This is a genomic window from Pseudomonas sp. RIT-PI-q (genome assembly GCF_001297125.1).
Lineage (GTDB): Bacteria > Pseudomonadota > Gammaproteobacteria > Pseudomonadales > Pseudomonadaceae > Aquipseudomonas.
The window spans coordinates 97709-114593 of sequence record NZ_LHPC01000077.1 but is presented as its reverse complement, the minus strand read 5'-3'; the positions used below and the strand labels follow the sequence as shown (position 1 = coordinate 114593).

The following is a 16885-nucleotide window of genomic DNA, read 5'->3' as shown; positions in this document are numbered from 1 at the left end:
CCCGATGCCGCGACGCAGCATATCGTCTTGTTCACGAGCCATTAGCGCAACCCCTCCAGCCAGCCATCGAGACTTCTGAAGGCATCATTGAAAGTGCGATCCAGTTGTAGTGGAGTGATTGAAACATAGCCCTGCATCACCGCATGGAAATCGGTGCCCGGGCCACCGTCTTCGGCGTCCCCCGCTGCCGCAATCCAGTAACCGGATTTGCCGCGCGGATCGACGACTTTCATCGGTGCGGCGGCACGGGCGCGATGCCCGAGGCGGGTCAGCTGGATGCCGCGGATATGGTCCAGCGGCAAATTGGGAATGTTCACGTTCAATACCGTGCGCGGTGGTAGCTCAAGGTCAGCATGGGCCTCGACCAGTTTGCGCGCAAAGTAGGCGGCCGTGGGAAGGTTCTCTACTTGTCGTGAGACCAACGAAAAGGCGAACGAAGGACGCTCCAGGAAACGCCCTTCAAGGGCGGCTGCCACGGTGCCGGAATACAGCACATCGTCCCCCAGGTTGGCGCCCAGATTGATACCCGAAACCACCATGTCCGGCTCGCGTTCCAGCAAACCGTTGAGGCCCAGGTGCACGCAATCGGTCGGTGTGCCATTGAGGCTGATAAAGCCGTTGGCCAACGTTTGCGGGTGCAACGGACGGTCGAGCGTCAGCGAGCTGCTGGCGCCGCTTTTGTCCTGGTCGGGGGCAATAACCACGCACTCGGTGTAATCCGCCAGCGCAGCATAAAGCGCGGCGAGACCGGGTGCGGTTACCCCATCGTCGTTAGAAATCAGAATACGCATGGGCTGTCCGTCTGCCCCACCGGCACCAGATCGACAAGTTCGCGCACCAATACGGTGGCAAAGCATCCGGCCGGGAGGACGAATTCCAGTTGCAGAATGTCAGGCTCGGGATAATGCCACGTCAACCCACCAATGGGCAGCCGCAGGATGCGACGTTCGTGGCTCATACCGGCGTTAACCAACCAATCGCGAAGGTCTGCTTCGCGAGCGGCGATTGCCTGCTCCAATTCATGGACAGCGCCCGTGGCCGGCGAGTCACCTTCGCCCCACTGCGGGCCGGTCGGATGCAGGTCGAGAATTGCCAGGCGCGGGTCGCTGCACTCGGCTTCACCGGCCGGAAAAAAACTGCGGCTGTCAGTGAAGGCCAGCAAATCACCGACCTGGGCGCGCTGCCAGCTGCCATCCGCCACACGCGCCGCCAACACCTGGTTAAACAGGAAACTGCGGGCGGTGGAGAGCAGCCGCGAACGCACGTTGCGCTGCTCCGGCAGCGCCTTGCGCGCCGCCCATGCTCGGGCATCGACCACGTTGCCGCCGTCAAAACCGAAGCGCTGGGCGCCAAAATAATTGGGAATGCCTTGCTTGGCGATCAAGTGCAAACGCTCTTCGATCGCCGCTGTGTCGCCCGCGAATTGGGTCAGACGCAACGTGAAGCCGTTGGCCGAGTGGGCACCGCGTTGCAGCTTGCGTTTGTGCCGGCCAGTCTTGAGGATTTTCAGCGTTTCGTTTTCTGCCGCCGACAGATCAGGGTCAGCCTTGCCCGGCAGTTGCACGCTGAACCACTGGCGCGTCAGTGCCTGACGATCCTTGAGGCCCGCGTAACTGACCGTGCGCAACGGAACGCCCGCCGCCTTGGCGATTCGCCGCGCCGCTTCCTCGGTATTCAGACCGCGCTTTTCCACCCAGATCCACAGGTGCTCGCCATCGCCGCTGAGGGGGATATTGAGGACTTCATCGACCTGGAAATCTTCCGCCACCGCTTTGAGTACCGCAGTACCGAGGGCTTCACCGTAGGCCCGAGGGCCGAGCAATTGCAGTTCGTTCATGCGCGCAGCAACAAGGCAACGGAATGCACGGCAATGCCTTCTTCGCGACCGACAAAGCCGAGCTTTTCGGTGGTGGTAGCTTTCACGTTCACTTGATCCAACTCAACTTGAAGATCCGCGGCAATCAGCGCGCGCATCGATTCGATATGCGGGGCCATTTTCGGCGCCTGGGCGACGATGGTGTTATCGACGTTGCCGACCTTCCAGCCTTTGGCGTGGATCAGTGCAACGACATGACGCAACAGCACACGGCTGTCGGCGCCCTTGAAGGTTGGGTCAGTGTCCGGGAAGTGCTTGCCGATATCACCCAACGCGGCAGCGCCGAGCAAGGCATCGCTCAAGGCGTGCAGCAGGACGTCACCGTCGGAGTGAGCGAGCAGCCCGAAGCTGTGTGCAATCCGCACGCCGCCCAGAGTAATGAAATCGCCTTCAGCGAAACGGTGCACATCATAGCCGTGGCCAATACGCATAAAAAAACGCCCCGATTTTTGTCAGGGCGTGATTCTACCTGCATTAGACGCCTAGGGCGCGTCCGTGATGTTGCAAGTGGTCGCCGATGAAGCTGGCGATGAAAAAATAGCTGTGATCGTAGCCAGGTTGCAGGCGCAACGTCAGCGGATGACCGGCCAGTTTGGCGGCCTGCTGCAAGGCTTCAGGCTTGAGCTGAGTGGCGAGGAAATCGTCACGATCACCTTGATCGACCAGCAACGGCAGCTTCTCGTCAGCCTCGGCAATCAAAGCGCAAGCATCCCATTCGCGCCACTTCGAACGGTCCTCACCCAGGTAGCGGGAAAAGGCTTTCTGGCCCCAAGGGCAATCCATCGGATTGTTGATCGGCGAAAACGCCGACACCGACAGATAACGCCCCGGATTACGCAGCGCGCAGACCAACGCACCGTGGCCGCCCATGGAGTGGCCGCTGATGCCGCGCTTGTCCGACGCCGGGAAATGCGCTTCAACCAATGCCGGCAATTCCTGCACGACATAGTCATGCATCCGATAGTGCCGGGACCACGGTTCCTGCGTGGCATTCAGGTAAAACCCGGCACCGAGGCCGAAGTCCCAGGCGCCGTCCGGATCACCCGGCACATCGGGACCGCGAGGGCTGGTGTCCGGCGCAACGATGATCAACCCCAGCTCGGCGGCCATGCGCATCGCGCCGGCCTTTTGCATGAAGTTTTCGTCGGTGCAGGTCAGGCCTGACAGCCAGTACAACACCGGCAGTTTGCCGCCCTGCTCCGCTTGCGGCGGCAGGTACACGGCAAACACCATGTCGCAGCCGAGCACTTCGGAGCGATGGCGGTAGCGTTTGTGCCAGCCGCCGAAGCTTTTCTGGCAGGAGATATTTTCCAGGCTCATGACCGACCTCAGAAATGGATGACGGAACGGATGCTTTTTCCTTCATGCATCAGGTCGAACGCCTTGTTGATATCTTCCAGGCCCATGGTGTGGGTGATGAACGTATCCAGCGGGATTTCGCCGGTCTGGGCCATTTCGACGTAGCTCGGCAACTCGGTACGGCCGCGCACACCGCCGAACGCCGAACCGCGCCAGACGCGCCCCGTCACCAACTGGAACGGACGGGTGGAAATTTCCTGGCCCGCGCCTGCTACACCGATGATCACCGACTCGCCCCAACCCTTGTGGCAGCACTCAAGTGCAGCGCGCATCAATTGAACATTGCCGATGCACTCGAAGGAAAAGTCGACGCCGCCGTCAGTCATGTCGACGATGACTTCCTGGATTGGACGATCGAAGTCTTTAGGGTTCACACAGTCGGTTGCACCCAGTTGCTTGGCGATCTCGAATTTCGCCGGGTTGATGTCGATGGCGATGATGCGACCGGCCTTGGCTTTCACCGCGCCGATGACGGCTGACAGACCAATGCCGCCGAGGCCGAAAATGGCCACGGTATCACCGGGTTTTACCTTGGCGGTGTTGATGACCGCACCGATGCCGGTGGTGACACCGCAGCCCAACAGGCAGACTTTTTCCAGCGGCGCTTCTTTCGGGATCTTGGCAACGGAGATTTCCGGCAACACGGTGTACTCGGAAAACGTCGAGGTGCCCATGTAGTGGAAAATCGGTTGGCCCTTGTAGGAAAAGCGCGAAGTGCCGTCTGGCATCAGGCCCTTACCCTGAGTCGCACGAATGGCCTGACACAGATTGGTTTTGCCCGAAAGGCAGAACTTGCACTTGCCGCATTCCGGGGTGTACAGCGGGATCACATGGTCACCGACTGCAACGGACGTCACGCCCTCGCCGATGGCTTCAACCACCGCGCCGCCTTCGTGACCGAGGATCGACGGGAAGATCCCTTCCGGGTCAGCACCGGACAGGGTGTAGGCGTCGGTATGGCAAACACCGGAGGCCACCACTCGCAACAAAACTTCACCGGCCTTGGGCATAGCCACATCGACTTCAACGATCTCGAGGGGTTTCTTGGCCTCGAAGGCAACGGCGGCGCGCGACTTGATCATGCTGACTCTCCAGTGAATAAAAACGAGACAAGGAGTGTAATACACCGCCTTACGATGAATAATCGGGACAAATGCAAAATATTATTGCTGCACAGGGATAATCCTTCATGTCCGATAACCGCTGGGAAGGCATCGACGAGTTCGTCGCCGTGGCCGAGTGCAGTCAATTCACCGCTGCGGCAGAACGTCTCGGGGTTTCGTCCTCCCATGTCAGTCGACAAATTGTACGCCTGGAAGAACGCCTGCAAACCCGTCTGCTTTATCGCAGTACCCGTCGGGTCACGCTGACCGAGGCCGGGCAAACGTTTCTGCAGCATTGCCAACGGTTGCAGGACGGGCGCGAAGAAGCGCTGCGAGCGGTCAGCGACCTGACCAGCGAACCGAAAGGCATGCTGCGCATGACTTGCGCCGTGGCCTATGGCGAGCGCTTTATCGTGCCGCTGGTGACCCGGTTCATGGGGCTCTACCCGCAACTGCGAATCGACATAGAACTGAGCAACCGCCCACTCGACCTGGTGCATGAGGGCCTGGACCTAGCGATCCGCCTCGGTCGCCTGCAAGACTCACGACTGGTGGCGACACGTCTGGCGCCACGGCGCATGTATCTGTGCGCGTCGCCGTCCTACGTGGAGCGTTACGGTCGCCCACACAGTTTGTCGGAACTGAGCCGCCACAATTGCCTCATCGGCAGCTCGGACATGTGGCAACTGGAACAGAACGGGCGAGAGTTTTCCCAGCGGGTACAGGGAAACTGGCGCTGCAACAGTGGGCAAGCGGTGTTGGATGCGGCGCTGCAAGGGGTTGGGCTGTGTCAGTTGCCGGATTATTACGTGCTGGAGCATTTGAACAGCGGTGCGTTGATTTCGCTGTTGGAAGCGCATCAGCCGCCGAACACTGCTGTTTGGGCGCTTTATCCACAGCAGCGGCATTTGTCGCCGAAGGTGCGAAAACTGGTGGATTACTTGAAGGAAGGGTTGGCGCAAAGGCCGGAATATCGTGATTGATGGGATGAAGATCAAAAGATCGCAGCCTCGTTGCACTCGACAGCTCCTACATGGGATGGCGTACGCCCTTGTAGGAGCTGTCGAGTGCAACGAGGCTGCGATCTTTTAGCGGCGGTTAGCCCAACGCTGTCGCAACCATTCGAGGTCTTCAGGGCGCGTGACCTTGATATTATCGGATCGCCCTTCGATCAGCCGTGGTGCTAAACCTGCCCACTCCATCGCCGAGGCCTCATCGGTGATGACAACATCCGCCACCAAGCTGTCCGCCAACGCCCGATGCAACGCGCCGAGGCGAAACATCTGTGGCGTATAGGCTTGCCAGATCACACTGCGGTCCACGGTTTCGACGACACGGCCATGCTTGTCGACCCGCTTGAGGGTGTCCCGGGCAGGCACCGCCAACAAGCCGCCGACAGGATCATCAGACAGTTCGCTCAGCAACTTATCGAGATCATCACGCGCCAGGTTCGGCCGCGCGGCATCGTGGACCAACACCCAATCCTCATCATCGGCGCCTTGCGCATGCAAATGCAGCAACGCATTGAGCACCGACCCGGAACGCTCGTCGCCGCCGTCAACGCGCTGAATACGCGAATCGCCAGCACACGCCAGGTTCGGCCAATAAGGATCATCGACAGCCAGACTGACCACCAACCCCTTCAGGGCAGGATGATCAAGGAAACAGCCGAGGCTGTGTTCGAGAATAGTGCGCCCGCCCAGTTGCAAGTATTGCTTGGGACGGTCCGCGGCCATACGGGCACCGACGCCCGCGGCAGGAATCACGGCCCAGAAGGCCGGTAACGACTGGATCATTGAGCCAACTGGTAAAGGGTTTCACCGTCCTTGACCATGCCCAACTCATGACGAGCCCGCTCTTCAACGGTCTCCATGCCTTTTTTCAACTCACTGACTTCGGCGTCCATGACCCGATTGCGTTCCAGCAACCCTTCATTCTCGGCGTGTTGATCCGCGATCTGCTGAGTCAGCTCGGCCACTTGCGCCAGACTGCCATTACCCACCCACAGGCGGTACTGCAGGCCAGCCAGCAGCAGGAGCAAAACGAGGAACAACCAATTGGGACTGCGCATCGAATATCGGGTATCCAGTGAAAAAAACAGCCATGCAAAAACGTGAAGCTTCTGATAGCACGAAGCCTGGAAGAACCAGGCTTGTACTCTTAAGGCATCAGATTAGTGGCAAAACCGTCGCTGTTGCGATTTTTCCGACACAATCCTTTGTCTTTTTTTCGCTGTACTCAATCAGCCGCGGAATTCGCTGCGACCGTTGTACTTGGCCTTGCCATTCAACTGCTCTTCGATACGCAGCAGTTGGTTGTACTTGGAAACGCGATCGGAACGGCACAGGGAGCCGGTCTTGATCTGGCCAGCCGAGGTGCCCACGGCCAGGTCGGCAATGGTCGAATCTTCGGTTTCGCCGGAGCGGTGCGAGATCACGGCAGTGTAACCCGCGGCCTTGGCCATCTGGATGGCTTCCAGGGTTTCGGTCAGGGTGCCGATCTGGTTGAACTTGATCAGGATCGAGTTGGCGATCTTTTTATCGATGCCTTCTTTCAGGATCTTGGTGTTGGTCACGAACAGGTCGTCGCCGACCAGTTGGACTTTCTCGCCGATCTTGTCGGTGAGGATTTTCCAGCCAGCCCAGTCGGACTCGTCCAGACCGTCTTCGATCGAGATGATCGGGTAACGCTCGGTCAGGCCTTTCAGGTAGTCGGCGAAACCTTCAGCGGTGAACACCTGGCCTTCGCCGGACAGGTTGTACTTGCCGTCTTCGTAGAACTCGCTGGCTGCGCAGTCCAGCGCCAGGGTCACGTCGGTGCCCAGGGTGTAACCGGCGTTGGCCACGGCTTCGGAGATCACTTTCAACGCGTCTTCGTTGGAAGCCAGGTTCGGCGCGAAACCACCTTCGTCACCCACGGCAGTGCTCAGGCCACGGGCCTTCAGCACAGCTTTGAGGTGATGGAAAATCTCGGTGCCCATGCGCAGACCTTCCGAGAAAGACTTGGCGCCAACTGGCTGAACCATGAATTCCTGGATGTCGACGTTGTTATCGGCGTGCTCGCCACCGTTGATGATGTTCATCATCGGAACCGGCATCGAGTAAACACCCGGGGTGCCGTTCAGGTTGGCGATGTGAGCGTACAGCGGAAGGTCCTGGTCCTGTGCTGCTGCCTTGGCCGCGGCCAGGGAAACGGCGAGGATCGCGTTGGCGCCCAAGGAACCTTTGTTTTCAGTGCCGTCGAGCTTGATCATCGCGTGATCCAGCGCTTTCTGGTCGCTTGGGTCGGTGCCTTTCAACAGGTCGCGGATCGGACCGTTGATGTTAGCGACAGCCTTCAGAACGCCCTTGCCCAGGTAACGGCTCTTGTCGCCATCACGCAGCTCGAGCGCTTCACGCGAGCCAGTGGAAGCACCGGACGGCGCGCAAGCACTGCCGATGATGCCGTTATCGAGAAGCACGTCCGCTTCCACGGTGGGGTTGCCACGGGAGTCGAGAACTTCACGACCTTTGATGTCGACGATTTTTGCCATTGTTGTAAACACTCCAAAGTTGACGAAAACGCTGTACCGATCGATTTATAACTTGTGGGTCACATTGCTTTTTGTAGGAGCCGGCTTGCCGGCGAAGGGGGCCTCGAAATCTCTGCAAGGCTTGAGGAACCCTTCGCTGGCAAGCCAGCGCCTACATGGAGAAACCCGGTCTACGCGGTTTCTACCGTCGGAAAACTCTTCACCAGTTCGTCCAGCGCTTTGAGCTGGGCCAGGAATGGCTCCAGTTTATCCAGACGCAAGGCGCATGGGCCGTCGCATTTGGCGTTGTCCGGGTCCGGGTGGGCTTCGAGGAACAGACCGGCAAGGGACTGGCTCATGCCGGCCTTGGCCAGGTCGGTCACCTGGGCGCGACGACCACCGGCGGAATCGGAGCGACCACCGGGCATTTGCAGCGCGTGGGTCACGTCGAAGAACACCGGGTATTCGAACTGCTTCATGATGCCGAAGCCGAGCATGTCGACGACCAGGTTGTTGTAGCCGAAGCTCGAACCACGCTCGCAGAGGATCAACTGATCGTTACCCGCTTCCACGCATTTGCTCAGGATGTGTTTCATCTCATGCGGTGCGAGGAACTGGGCTTTCTTGATGTTGATCACCGCGCCAGTCTTGGCCATCGCGACCACAAGGTCGGTCTGGCGCGACAGGAAGGCCGGCAACTGGATGATGTCGCAGACTTCAGCGACGACCGCGGCCTGATCAGGCTCGTGGACGTCGGTGATGATCGGCACGCCGAAGGCTTGCTTGATGTCCTGGAAAATCCGCATGCCCTCTTCCAGGCCGGGGCCACGGTAAGAGGTCACGGAGGACCGGTTGGCTTTGTCGAAGCTGGCCTTGAACACATAAGGGATACCGAGTTTCTCGGTCACCTTGACGTATTCTTCGCAGACCTGCATCGCCATGTCACGGCTTTCCAGCACGTTCATGCCACCGAAAAGCACCATTGGCTTGTCGTTGGCAATCTCGATATTGCCTACACGGATGATCTTCTGCGCCATTGGAATTACGCCTTCTTCTGGTGTTGAACCAAAGCTGCTTTAACGAAACCGCTGAACAACGGGTGACCGTCGCGTGGTGTCGACGTGAACTCAGGGTGGAACTGGCAAGCGACGAACCATGGATGATCCGGCGCTTCAACCACTTCGACCAGCGCGCCATCACCGGAACGACCGGAGATTTTCAGACCGGCTTCGATGATTTGCGGCAGCAGGTTGTTGTTCACTTCGTAGCGGTGACGGTGACGCTCGACGATCACGTCCTTGGCGTAGCAATCGTGCACCAGGGAACCTGGCTCAAGCAGGCAATCCTGAGCGCCGAGGCGCATGGTGCCGCCCAGATCGGACGATTCGGTACGGGTTTCGACGGCGCCGGTGGCATCTTCCCACTCGGTGATCAGACCCACGACCGGGTGACCGCTTGCACGATCGAACTCGGTGGAGTTGGCGTCTTTCCAGCCCAGCACGTTACGAGCGAACTCGATCACGGCCACTTGCATGCCCAGGCAGATGCCGAGGTACGGAACCTTGTTTTCGCGAGCGTATTGAACGGCGGTGATCTTGCCTTCCACGCCGCGCAGACCGAAGCCGCCCGGTACGAGGATCGCGTCGACACCTTCGAGCAGCGCGGTGCCCTGGTTTTCGATGTCTTCGGAATCGATGTAGCGCAGGTTGACCTTGGTGCGGTTGCTGATGCCGGCGTGACTCATCGCTTCGATCAGCGACTTGTAGGCGTCCAGCAGTTCCATGTACTTGCCGACCATGGCGATGGTGACTTCATGCTCTGGGTTGAGCTTGGCGTCGACCACGGCTTCCCACTCGGACAGATCGGCACCGCCGCATTGCAGGCCGAAACGCTCGACGACGAAATCATCCAGGCCCTGGGAGTGCAGAATGCCCGGGATCTTGTAGATGGTGTCGGCATCTTCCAGCGCGATCACCGCACGTTCTTCAACGTTGGTGAACTGGGCGATCTTGCGACGCGAAGAGATGTCGATCGGGTGATCGGAGCGGCAGACCAGCACGTCAGGTTGCAGGCCGATGGAACGCAGTTCCTTGACCGAGTGCTGGGTTGGCTTGGTTTTGGTTTCGCCGGCAGTGGCAATGTACGGCACCAGTGTCAGGTGCATCAGCATCGCGCGCTTGGCGCCGACTTCGAAACGCAATTGACGAATCGCTTCGAGGAACGGTTGCGATTCGATGTCACCCACGGTGCCACCGATCTCGACCATGGCCACGTCGGCATCGCCGGCGCCCTTGATGATCCGGCGCTTGATTTCGTCGGTGATGTGCGGGATCACCTGAATGGTGGCACCCAGGTAATCACCACGGCGCTCTTTGCGCAGGACGTGTTCGTAGACACGGCCAGTGGTGAAGTTGTTGTTCTGGGTCATGGTCGTGCGGATGAACCGCTCGTAGTGGCCCAGGTCCAGGTCGGTCTCGGCGCCGTCGTGGGTGACGAACACTTCACCGTGCTGGAACGGGCTCATGGTGCCCGGGTCGACGTTGATGTACGGGTCCAGCTTCAGCATGGTGACCTTAAGTCCCCGCGCCTCCAGGATCGCCGCCAATGAAGCCGATGCAATGCCTTTCCCCAATGAAGAAACAACACCGCCCGTGACGAATATGTAGCGCGTCATGAAAAACCCTAGAAGTCTGCGTTAAAGCGGTCCGAGCCGCCGGGGAAAGCGAAGGAAGGCCGAAGCCCCCGATCACCTGCATTAATCACAGTGCACCTTTCAAAAAAACCGCCGCGTTGGGACAGACCGGGAGATGAAACACCGGTACGTTGCTCGCTACACATTTTTTGGAATCGCCCAGCAAAGACTGCTTGGTAATCGGCAACTCCTGCAATTCAGGCGAATCCACAGAAGTTGTATCAAGAAGGGAGCGTAGTCTACCGGAAAGCCCCTTTCAGCTCAAACCTTGATCTTCGTTCGATGGTTGCCAATGCAAATTCCAGCCGCCCAGTGCGCTGCCGTTCAAGCCCCGCAGGTTGGCCACCGCCAGCAATTGCTCGCCTTGGTAGAGCAGCGGCAATCTGCCACGGGCGAATCCCGGCACGCCTCGTTCGTTGAGCAAACGCTTCAGATCTCGATGGCCGCGATCAGGCAACGCCATGATTTCACCGCCCTCACGATAGCGGATCCGCAGCGGCCCAGCGGGGACTTGGCCGGTGAGTGTGAGCACGCCATTATCCGGCAACATCAACGATCGAGAGGGGTCAGCCCAGATTCCGGCAGCGGGTGGTGTGCTCAGCCAGCCGCCTGACAACCACCAGACACGCCCCCCGGCCCGATGCAATTCACCATCAGCCAGCCGCCAGATCGGACGGGCATCGCCGGTGGCATCGCGCAAATCCTCCCAACCCGACCAATGGTCACTGTCTGGCAGTCGTGTCAGCGGTTCGAGCCAGTGACTCAGTGCATTGCGCTGGCGGGCGGCGGACAGCGTTACCAAATACGTCAGTTCCAGCGACGGCAATCCCAACCAATCGAACTCACCGACCGTACGGGCGTGGGCCAGATCGATATGCGCCAACTCATCGAGCAATCCCTGCGCTTCGCCCAGATGCGCGGCGCTGCGGGCGATGGTCGCCACCGCTTGCGGCCAGCGCTCGGTCAATGCGGGGAACACCTGATGCCTCAGGTAATTGCGCGAGAACTGCCGATCCTGGTTTGACGGGTCTTCGATCCAGCTCAGCTGATGCTCGGCGGCATAGGTTTCAAGCTCCGCCCGCGTGACATCCAGCAATGGCCGCAGCAAGTGCCCATTACCCAAAGGACGTTGCCGTGGCATCCCGGCCAAACCTCGCACTCCGGCCCCACGCATCAGCCGAAATAGCAGCGTTTCCGCTTGATCGTCGCGATGCTGGGCAGTCAGTAGCACTTCATCAGCCTGAGTGGCCTCGATGAACGCGCCATATCGTGCCTCCCGGGCTGCACGCTCAACACTGGCGCCAGGACGAACTTGCACGCGAACCACCTGCAGCGGCACTCCCAACGCCTCACACACCGACTGACAATGATCCGGCCACGCATCGGCCGCAGCTTGAAGGCCGTGATGGACATGGATAGCGCTTAGCGCCGGCAGGGCTTGGGTTTTTGCGAGGTGTGCCAGAAGGTGCAGCAGGACAGTGGAGTCGAGACCACCGGAGAAGGCGATGCGCCAGGTCTTGGCATTGCGCCAAGGGCTCAGGTTCAGCAGGAGTCTGGCAGGCAGATCGATGTTGGAAGGATTCATAGAGATCGATCACTTCACATAAGTCCCCTGTAGGAGCTGCCGGAGGCTGCGATCTTTTGATCTGGAAATGCAAGATCAAAAGATCGCAGCCTCCGGCAGCTCCTACAGGGGTATCGCGAGCACAGTTACAGACCGTAGCTCATCAGACGCTCGTAACGACGGGCCAGCAGCGCTTCGTTATCGAACTTCTTCAGCATCGCCAGTTGCGAACTCAGCTCGGCACGGATCGATGCGGCGGCTGCAGCTGGATTGCGGTGTGCACCGCCCAACGGCTCACTGATCACTTTGTCGACGATGCCCAGGCCTTTCAGACGCTCGGCAGTGATGCCCATGGCTTCGGCGGCATCCGGGGCTTTCTCGGCGGTTTTCCACAGAATCGAAGCGCAACCTTCCGGCGAAATGACCGCATAGGTCGAATACTGCAGCATGTTCAGCTGATCGCAAACGCCGATCGCCAACGCACCGCCGGAACCACCCTCACCGATCACGGTGGCGATGATTGGGGTTTTCAGGCGGGCCATGACGCGCAGGTTCCAGGCAATCGCTTCGCTCTGGTTGCGTTCTTCGGCATCGATACCAGGGTACGCACCCGGGGTGTCGATGAAGGTCAGGATCGGCATCTTGAAGCGTTCGGCCATTTCCATCAGGCGGCAGGCCTTGCGGTAGCCCTCCGGACGCGGCATGCCGAAGTTGCGGCGAACCTTCTCGCGCACTTCACGACCTTTCTGGTGGCCGATGATCATCACCGGTTGGTCGTCCAGGCGCGCGATACCGCCAACGATGGCCGCGTCGTCGGAGAAGTGACGGTCGCCGTGCAGTTCGTCGAACTCGGTGAAGATGTGTTCGATGTAGTCCAGGGTGTATGGACGTTTCGGGTGACGCGCCAGACGCGCGATCTGCCAGCTGGTCAGCTTGCCGAAGATGTCTTCGGTCAGCGTGCTGCTTTTGTCCTGCAGGCGGGAGATCTCATCGCCGATATTCAGCGAATTGTCATTACCGACCAAGCGCAACTCTTCGATCTTGGCTTGCAGGTCGGCGATCGGCTGTTCGAAATCTAGAAAATTCGGGTTCATAGGCGTCCGTCTTGGGTCGACATCCAAGGGAGCTTGGGCCGGCCGGTTGTCTATTCGCGCCCTACCTTAAGGGAGAGGCGCGTTCAGGTCGAGATTAAAAATTGGGTCGAGATCAGGCGCTGCTCTTAAGCACAAGAATGGCACCTGACCGTCAACGGTATTGGAGGAAGACGTTGTCTCGCCCGAACTGGTCACGCAAGGCTTGAATCAACGCATCCGCCGGGTCGATCCGCCAGGTCTCGCCGAACTGCAGCAAGGCCTTGGCATCGGGGCTGGTGTACTCCATGGTGATCGGGCACGCACCGCGGTGACGCTTGAACAACTCACCCAGCCAGCGTAGCTGATCGCCCTTCAAATCCTTGGTCTGCAGCTTCAGGCGCAGGCTCTCGGCCAGGTTGGTGCGCGCATCTTCCATGCTCATCACCCGCTTGACCCGCAGCCGCAAGCCGCCGGAGAAGTCGTCGTTGCTGACTTCGCCTTCGACCACCACCATCGCGTCGGTCTGCAACAGCGACTGCGCGGAATGGAATGCCTCGGCGAACAGCGACGCCTCGATCCGGCCCGAGCGGTCGTCGAGGGTGATGAAACCCATCTTGTCGCCCTTTTTGTTCTTCATCACGCGCAGGGCGATGATCATGCCCGCGACCGTCTGGGTGTCGCGAGCCGGCTTTAAGTCGATGATGCGCTGACGGGCGAAGCGGCGGATTTCACCTTCGTATTCGTCGATCGGGTGACCGGTCAGGTACAGGCCCAGGGTGTCTTTTTCCCCTTTCAGGCGTTCCTTGAGGGTCAGCTCCTTGGCCTTGCGCTGATTGGCGTAGACATCGGCATCCGGCTCGACGAACAGACCGCCAAACAAGTCGGCATGGCCGCTGTCGTGGGTCCGTGCGGTTTGTTCGGCGGCCTTGATCGCCCCTTCCATTGCCGCCAGCAAGACGGCGCGGTTCTGGTCGATGTTCGCCTGATAAGCTTTCGGCTCATCGTGGAAATACGGCCCCAGACGATCCAGCGCGCCGCTGCGGATCAAACCGTCCAGGGTGCGTTTGTTGATACGTTTGAGGTCGACCCGGGCACAGAAATCGAACAGGTCCTTGAACGGACCGTTCTGACGCGCTTCGGTAATCGCCTCGACCGGCCCTTCACCCACACCCTTGATCGCGCCGAGGCCATAGATGATCCGGCCTTCGTCATTCACCGTGAACTTGAACTCCGACGTATTCACATCCGGCGCGTCGAGACGCAGCTTCATGGTGCGAATTTCTTCGATCAAGGTCACGACCTTGTCGGTGTTGTGCATGTCCGCTGACAGTACCGCGGCCATGAACGGCGCCGGGTAGTGGGTTTTCAGCCATGCCGTCTGGTACGACACCAGGCCGTAGGCGGCGGAGTGGGATTTGTTGAAGCCGTAGCCGGCGAATTTTTCTACCAGGTCGAAGATGTTACCGGCCAGGTCCGCGTCGATATTGTTGGTGGCGCAACCTTCAATGAAACCGCCGCGCTGCTTGGCCATTTCTTCGGGTTTTTTCTTACCCATGGCCCGACGGAGCATGTCCGCACCGCCGAGGGTGTAACCGGCCATGACCTGGGCAATCTGCATCACCTGTTCCTGATACAGGATGATGCCGTAAGTCGGCGCCAATACCGGCTTGAGGCCTTCGTACTGGTAGTCCGAGTGCGGGTACGCGAGTTCGGCGCGACCGTGCTTACGGTTGATAAAGTCGTCAACCATGCCCGATTGCAGCGGGCCCGGACGGAATAGGGCCACCAGTGCGATCAAGTCTTCCAGGCAGTCGGGCTTGAGCTTTTTGATCAGCTCCTTCATACCGCGCGACTCGAGCTGGAACACCGCCGTGGTTTCGGCTTTTTGCAGCAACTGGTAAGTCGGCTTGTCATCCAGCGGGATGAACGCGATGTCCAGCGGCGGCTGATCGACCTTGGCGCGGTCGCGGTTGATGGTTTTCAGCGCCCAATCGATAACGGTCAGGGTCCGCAGACCGAGGAAGTCGAACTTCACCAGACCGGCCGCTTCAACGTCGTCCTTGTCGAACTGGGTTACCAGGCCATCGCCGGCTTCGTCGCAATAGATCGGCGAGAAGTCAGTCAGTTTGGTCGGTGCGATAACCACACCACCGGCGTGCTTACCGACGTTACGCACAACGCCTTCGAGCTTGCGCGCCATCTCCCAGATTTCCGCGGCCTCTTCATCGACCTTGATGAAGTCACGCAGAATTTCTTCCTGCTCGTAAGCTTTTTCAAGGGTCATGCCGACTTCGAACGGGATCATCTTCGACAGACGATCCGCCAGCCCGTAGGACTTACCCTGCACCCGCGCCACGTCGCGGACCACCGCTTTTGCCGCCATAGAACCGAAGGTGATGATCTGGCTTACCGCGTTGCGGCCGTATTTCTCGGCCACGTATTCGATAACGCGGTCACGGCCATCCATGCAGAAGTCGACGTCGAAGTCGGGCATCGATACCCGTTCCGGGTTAAGAAAACGTTCGAACAGCAGGTCATATTCCAGCGGATCAAGGTCGGTAATTTTCTGCACATAGGCCACCAGCGACCCGGCACCCGACCCCCGGCCCGGACCTACCGGTACGCCGTTGCTCTTGGCCCACTGGATAAAGTCCATAACGATCAGGAAGTAACCGGGGAAGCCCATCTGGATGATGATATCCAGTTCGAAATTCAGCCGGTCGACGTAGACCTGACGCTTGGCTTCGTAGTCTTCGGTGGTGTCCTTGGGCAGCAGAACGCTCAGGCGATCTTCCAGACCATCGAAGGAGACCTTGCGGAAATACTCGTCGATGGTCATGCCATCGGGGATCGGGAAGTTGGGCAGGAAGTGTTTGCCCAGTTTCACTTCAATGTTGCAGCGCTTGGCGATCTCGACGGTGTTCGCCAGTGCCTCGGGGATATCGCTGAACAGCTCGGCCATTTCCTCGGCGCTTTTGAGGTATTGCTGATCGCTGTAATTCTTCGAACGCCGCGGATCGTCGAGGGCGCGGCCCTCACCGATGCAGACGCGGGTTTCGTGGGCGGCGAAGTCTTCCTGCTTGATGAAGCGCACGTCGTTGGTGGCCACCAGCGGCGCGCCGATTTTCGCGGCCAGGGCCACGGCCCCGTGCAGCTGTTCTTCATCGTTGGGGCGGTTGGTGCGCTGGATTTCCAGGTAGAAACGGTCCGGAAATACCGTCATCCATTCGCGAGCGAGGTTTTCCGCTTCAGCCGGATTGCCGCTGAGCATGGCCAGGCCGATCTCGCCTTCTTTGGCTGCCGACAGCATGATCAAGCCTTCGCTGGCCTCGGCCACCCACTCGCGCTCGATGATGATCGAGCCATTGCGCTGGCCGTCGATGAACCCGCGGGAGATCAGTTCAGTCAGGTTGCGATAGCCCACGGCGTTCATCGCCAGCAGGCTGATCCGGCTCAGGGCGTTGTCCGGGTCCTTGTTCGACAGCCACAGGTCGGCGCCGCAGATCGGCTTGATCCCGGCCCCCATGGCGGCTTTATAGAATTTGACCAGGGAACACATGTTGTTCTGGTCAGTGACCGCTACGGCAGGCATGTTCATGCCGACCAGGGTCTTGACCAGCGGTTTGATCCGCACCAGACCGTCGACCAGGGAGTATTCAGTGTGCAGGCGTAGGTGAACGAATGAAGCCGGCATAGTGATCCTGTCT

Annotated in this window: 14 protein-coding genes; 1 reads left to right on the top strand and 13 read right to left on the bottom strand. The window is 59.5% G+C overall.

The genetic code is table 11. The features are described from left to right. Positions 1-41 precede the first annotated feature (41 nt). Genes surE through AEQ67_RS32275 form a run of 5 tightly spaced genes read right to left on the bottom strand, consistent with a single transcriptional unit; the run spans position 42 to position 4317 of the window. The gene (surE, locus tag AEQ67_RS32295; RefSeq protein ID WP_059407838.1) at positions 42-791 is read right to left on the bottom strand and encodes a 5'/3'-nucleotidase SurE; all 750 of its coding nucleotides are present in this window, start codon (positions 789-791) and stop codon (positions 42-44) included. Continuing rightward, positions 779-1837: a tRNA pseudouridine(13) synthase TruD gene (gene truD / locus AEQ67_RS32290; protein WP_059407836.1), complete on the bottom strand. Its 1059-nt coding sequence runs from the start codon at positions 1835-1837 to the stop codon at positions 779-781. Before truD ends, surE begins: the two co-directional genes overlap by 13 nt. Continuing rightward, complete coding sequence (gene ispF / locus AEQ67_RS32285; protein WP_059407834.1) at positions 1834-2307, bottom strand: 2-C-methyl-D-erythritol 2,4-cyclodiphosphate synthase; 474 nt, start codon at positions 2305-2307, stop codon at positions 1834-1836. The genes truD and ispF overlap by 4 nt, the downstream gene beginning before the upstream one ends. Positions 2308-2350: 43 nt before the next feature. Beyond that, positions 2351-3196 (bottom strand): S-formylglutathione hydrolase, encoded by an 846-nt coding sequence (fghA, locus tag AEQ67_RS32280; RefSeq protein ID WP_059407831.1) that lies wholly within the window; start codon positions 3194-3196, stop codon positions 2351-2353. Positions 3197-3204: 8 nt separating this feature from the next. Further along, the gene (locus tag AEQ67_RS32275; RefSeq protein ID WP_059407829.1) at positions 3205-4317 is read right to left on the bottom strand and encodes an S-(hydroxymethyl)glutathione dehydrogenase/class III alcohol dehydrogenase; all 1113 of its coding nucleotides are present in this window, start codon (positions 4315-4317) and stop codon (positions 3205-3207) included. A 107-nt stretch (positions 4318-4424) separates the two neighbouring features. On the opposite strand from AEQ67_RS32275, the gene AEQ67_RS32270 reads away from it, so the two are divergent. Beyond that, on the top strand, positions 4425-5321 hold the full coding sequence (locus tag AEQ67_RS32270; RefSeq protein WP_059407827.1) for a LysR substrate-binding domain-containing protein: 897 nt from the start codon (positions 4425-4427) through the stop codon (positions 5319-5321). 105 nt (positions 5322-5426) lie between these two features. On the opposite strand, the gene ispD is transcribed toward AEQ67_RS32270, so the two are convergent. The 8 genes from ispD to dnaE all read right to left on the bottom strand — a co-directional run bounded on the left by ispD (position 5427) and on the right by dnaE (position 16872). Then, on the bottom strand, positions 5427-6134 hold the full coding sequence (gene ispD / locus AEQ67_RS32265; protein WP_059407825.1) for a 2-C-methyl-D-erythritol 4-phosphate cytidylyltransferase: 708 nt from the start codon (positions 6132-6134) through the stop codon (positions 5427-5429). Then, entirely contained in the window at positions 6131-6409 is a 279-nt protein-coding gene (ftsB, locus tag AEQ67_RS32260) for a cell division protein FtsB (RefSeq protein WP_008028992.1), read from the bottom strand. The genes ispD and ftsB overlap by 4 nt, the downstream gene beginning before the upstream one ends. A 171-nt stretch (positions 6410-6580) precedes the next feature. Beyond that, a complete protein-coding gene (gene eno / locus AEQ67_RS32255; protein WP_059407824.1) occupies positions 6581-7870 on the bottom strand; it encodes a phosphopyruvate hydratase in 1290 nt (429 codons plus the stop codon). A 170-nt stretch (positions 7871-8040) separates the two neighbouring features. After that, positions 8041-8886, bottom strand: a complete 846-nt coding sequence (gene kdsA / locus AEQ67_RS32250) for a 3-deoxy-8-phosphooctulonate synthase (protein WP_059407823.1) — start codon at positions 8884-8886, stop codon at positions 8041-8043. A gap of 5 nt (positions 8887-8891) precedes the next feature. Beyond that, positions 8892-10523, bottom strand: coding sequence for a CTP synthase (locus tag AEQ67_RS32245; protein ID WP_059407822.1), 1632 nt, complete (start codon positions 10521-10523; stop codon positions 8892-8894). Positions 10524-10797: 274 nt separating this feature from the next. Next, complete coding sequence (gene tilS / locus AEQ67_RS32240) at positions 10798-12126, bottom strand: tRNA lysidine(34) synthetase TilS (RefSeq protein WP_059407821.1); 1329 nt, start codon at positions 12124-12126, stop codon at positions 10798-10800. Between the two features lie 125 nt (positions 12127-12251). Continuing rightward, complete coding sequence (locus AEQ67_RS32235) at positions 12252-13199, bottom strand: acetyl-CoA carboxylase carboxyltransferase subunit alpha (RefSeq protein ID WP_008154040.1); 948 nt, start codon at positions 13197-13199, stop codon at positions 12252-12254. Between the two features lie 151 nt (positions 13200-13350). Continuing rightward, positions 13351-16872, bottom strand: coding sequence for a DNA polymerase III subunit alpha (dnaE, locus tag AEQ67_RS32230; RefSeq protein ID WP_059407819.1), 3522 nt, complete (start codon positions 16870-16872; stop codon positions 13351-13353). Positions 16873-16885: the final 13 nt, after the last annotated feature.

Bases quoted from the DNA above. Each gene is read 5' to 3' on its own strand.
- AEQ67_RS32245 (WP_059407822.1), bottom strand. From the start codon at position 10,523: ATGACGCGCTACATATTCGTCACGGGCGGTGTTGTTTCTTCATTGGGG.
- AEQ67_RS32270 (WP_059407827.1), top strand. From the start codon at position 4,425: ATGTCCGATAACCGCTGGGAAGGCATCGACGAGTTCGTCGCCGTGGCC.
- dnaE (WP_059407819.1), bottom strand. From the start codon at position 16,872: ATGCCGGCTTCATTCGTTCACCTACGCCTGCACACTGAATACTCCCTG.
- eno (WP_059407824.1), bottom strand. From the start codon at position 7,870: ATGGCAAAAATCGTCGACATCAAAGGTCGTGAAGTTCTCGACTCCCGT.
- ispD (WP_059407825.1), bottom strand. From the start codon at position 6,134: ATGATCCAGTCGTTACCGGCCTTCTGGGCCGTGATTCCTGCCGCGGGC.
- tilS (WP_059407821.1), bottom strand. From the start codon at position 12,126: ATGAATCCTTCCAACATCGATCTGCCTGCCAGACTCCTGCTGAACCTG.
- ftsB (WP_008028992.1), bottom strand. From the start codon at position 6,409: ATGCGCAGTCCCAATTGGTTGTTCCTCGTTTTGCTCCTGCTGCTGGCT.
- surE (WP_059407838.1), bottom strand. From the start codon at position 791: ATGCGTATTCTGATTTCTAACGACGATGGGGTAACCGCACCCGGTCTC.
- ispF (WP_059407834.1), bottom strand. From the start codon at position 2,307: ATGCGTATTGGCCACGGCTATGATGTGCACCGTTTCGCTGAAGGCGAT.
- kdsA (WP_059407823.1), bottom strand. From the start codon at position 8,886: ATGGCGCAGAAGATCATCCGTGTAGGCAATATCGAGATTGCCAACGAC.
- fghA (WP_059407831.1), bottom strand. From the start codon at position 3,196: ATGAGCCTGGAAAATATCTCCTGCCAGAAAAGCTTCGGCGGCTGGCAC.
- truD (WP_059407836.1), bottom strand. From the start codon at position 1,837: ATGAACGAACTGCAATTGCTCGGCCCTCGGGCCTACGGTGAAGCCCTC.
- AEQ67_RS32275 (WP_059407829.1), bottom strand. From the start codon at position 4,317: ATGATCAAGTCGCGCGCCGCCGTTGCCTTCGAGGCCAAGAAACCCCTC.
- AEQ67_RS32235 (WP_008154040.1), bottom strand. From the start codon at position 13,199: ATGAACCCGAATTTTCTAGATTTCGAACAGCCGATCGCCGACCTGCAA.